The organism is Aquitalea sp. S1-19 (genome assembly GCF_024343515.1).
Genome location: NZ_RJTZ01000232.1, coordinates 1 through 2,281 on the forward strand (window position 1 = coordinate 1; position 2,281 = coordinate 2,281).

Consider the following 2,281-nt stretch of genomic DNA (forward strand, 5'->3'; position numbering starts at 1 on the left):
CTGGCTGAAGAATTTCGATGCGGCAGAATCCCGGCATCTGATTCAGCTGATGGCGGAAGAGCTCAGCGTAGGCGGGGTCGTCCAGCGCCGCAGCCACTTATCCCATCCGCAGGGGCTATGCCTGTTGCTCGAGTTACGCTTGACCTTATTGGATGATGCGCATTGCCTGGTCATCCTGCTTGATGTGACGCAACAGCACGCAGAGCAGCAGGCATTGGCCGGCGAGCGTGAACGGGCGCTGGCAATACTGGGCTCCATCTCTGATGCAGTTGTGTTGACCAATCAGTGCGATGAAGTGGAATTCCTTAATCAGCCTGCGCAAGCACTGCTTGGGATTAAGGCTGACGATCCGCTTGGGCACCGCTTTTGCAATCTGGTCGACTTTCGCCATCCCGAGACGGGCAAGCTGCTCGCAGCGCATGAGCTGGATGGCTTCACGGCCGGTGCACATATCGAGCTGGATATGGAGACTGAGGGTGGCGAGGTCAGGGCCATGGCGTTGGCGCTATCATTCGTCGCCACGCAGGGGGTGATGCAGGGCTACCGGATATATGTGCTGCACGATGATGCCGAGCGGCGGCAGCGCGAGCAGGAGCAGCGCTATCAGGCGACGCACGACCCATTGACCGGCCTGCTCAACCGGCGTGCCCTGCAGCAGGAGCTTGGCCAGTTGCTGGAGGGTGGGCGTCTGCCTATCGTCACGGTGGCCATGCTGGATCTGGATTATTTCAAGGAAGTCAATGACAAGGGAGGGCATCAGGCGGGCGATCTGATGCTGCAGGCGGTGGCGGGCATTCTCCACGAGGGCTTGCGCGAATCGGATAGCATTGCTCGCATGGGGGGCGACGAATTTGCCTTAATCCTGCGCCATTGTGATGAAGCCCATGGGCAACTGGTGCTGAATCAGATCCGGCAACGTATTGAAAGCTACCGCTTGGCATTTTCCGGCCAGTCTTTTACTTTGAGTGCCAGCATCGGATTGACGCAGATCCAGTCATCCGATGCCACGCCCGAAGAGGTGCTCGCCCGCGCCGACAAGGCATGTTATACGGCCAAATTTTCCGGCCGCAACCGCATCGCCAGCGCACAAGGCGAGCTGCTTAGCTAGACGCCCATCTTGTCGCGCATTTCATACCACCATGCGCCCAGGGTCAGCATGGGGACGCGGAACAGACGCCCGCCCGGGAACGGGTAGTGCGGCAAGGAGGCGAAGGCATCGAAGCGTTCGCTCTGGCCGCGGATCGCTTCGGACAGCAGGCGGCCGGCCAGATGGGTGTAGGTCACGCCATGGCCGCTGCAGCCTTGCGAGTAGTAGATATTCTTGCCGATGCGCCCGGCTTGCGGCAAGCGGGTCAGCGTCAGCGAGAAGTTGCCGGTCCAGCTGTAGTCGATCTTGACGCCCTTCAGTTGCGGGAAGGTTTTCTCCAGCTTGGGGCGGACCAGATTCTCGATGGCACCGGGGTCGCGTGCGCCGTAGACGGTACCGCCACCGTACAGCAGGCGGTTGTCGGCGGTCAGCCGGTAGTAGTCGAGCAGGAAGTTGCAGTCTTCGACACAGTTGTTGCCGGGCAGCAAGGCGCGGGCGAGCTTGGCGTCCAGCGGGGCGGTGGTGACCACCTGCGTACCACAGGGCAGCGTTTTTTCCGCCAGTTTGGGAATCAGGTTGCCCAAGTAGGCATTGCCGGCCACCACGACAAAGTCGGCGCTGACTTCGCCATGCGCAGTCTTGACTGAGGGCTTGTCGCCTTCGATGATGGCCGTCACCGGCGACTGCTCGTAAATCACGCCGCCCAGTGACTCGAACGCAGCGGCTTCGCCCAGCGCCAGATTCAGCGGGTGGATATGGCCGCCCCAGTTGTCCAGCAGTGCGCCGACGTAGGCATCGCTCTGTACGATATCCTTCATGCCGGCTTTGTCGATCAGCTTGAGGCCGGTATGGCCATAGGCTTCCCACAAGGCTTTTTTTGCCGCCATTTCGTCCAGTTGCTTCTGGGTAAAGGCGGCAAACACATTGCCATCCTTCAGGTCGCACTGAATGTTGTATTTGGCGATACGCTCGCGGATGATGCGTCCGCCTTCGAATGCCATGGCGCCGATGCGGCGGGCCGCTTCCTTGCCGTGGCGTGCTTCGATCACGTCCATGTCGCGGCTATAGCTATTGACGATCTGGCCGCCATTGCGCCCCGAAGCGCCCCAGCCGACGCGGGCGGCTTCGAGCACGATCACCTTGTAGCCGGCTTCAGCCAGATGCAAGGCGGTGGAGATGCCGGTGTAACCGGCA

General features: G+C 60.9%; 2 protein-coding genes. One reads left to right on the plus strand and one right to left on the minus strand.

What is annotated here, in order from left to right:
* Nucleotides 1-1,108: sensor domain-containing diguanylate cyclase (locus EGI20_RS17615; RefSeq protein WP_498633020.1), on the plus strand; the 1,108-nt coding region annotated here is incomplete at its 5' end.
* Here the strand turns inward: EGI20_RS17615 and EGI20_RS17620 are convergent.
* Nucleotides 1,105-2,281 (minus strand): NAD(P)/FAD-dependent oxidoreductase (locus EGI20_RS17620; protein ID WP_498633021.1); only part of this gene is annotated, 1,177 nt, incomplete at its 5' end. The genes EGI20_RS17615 and EGI20_RS17620 overlap by 4 nt on opposite strands.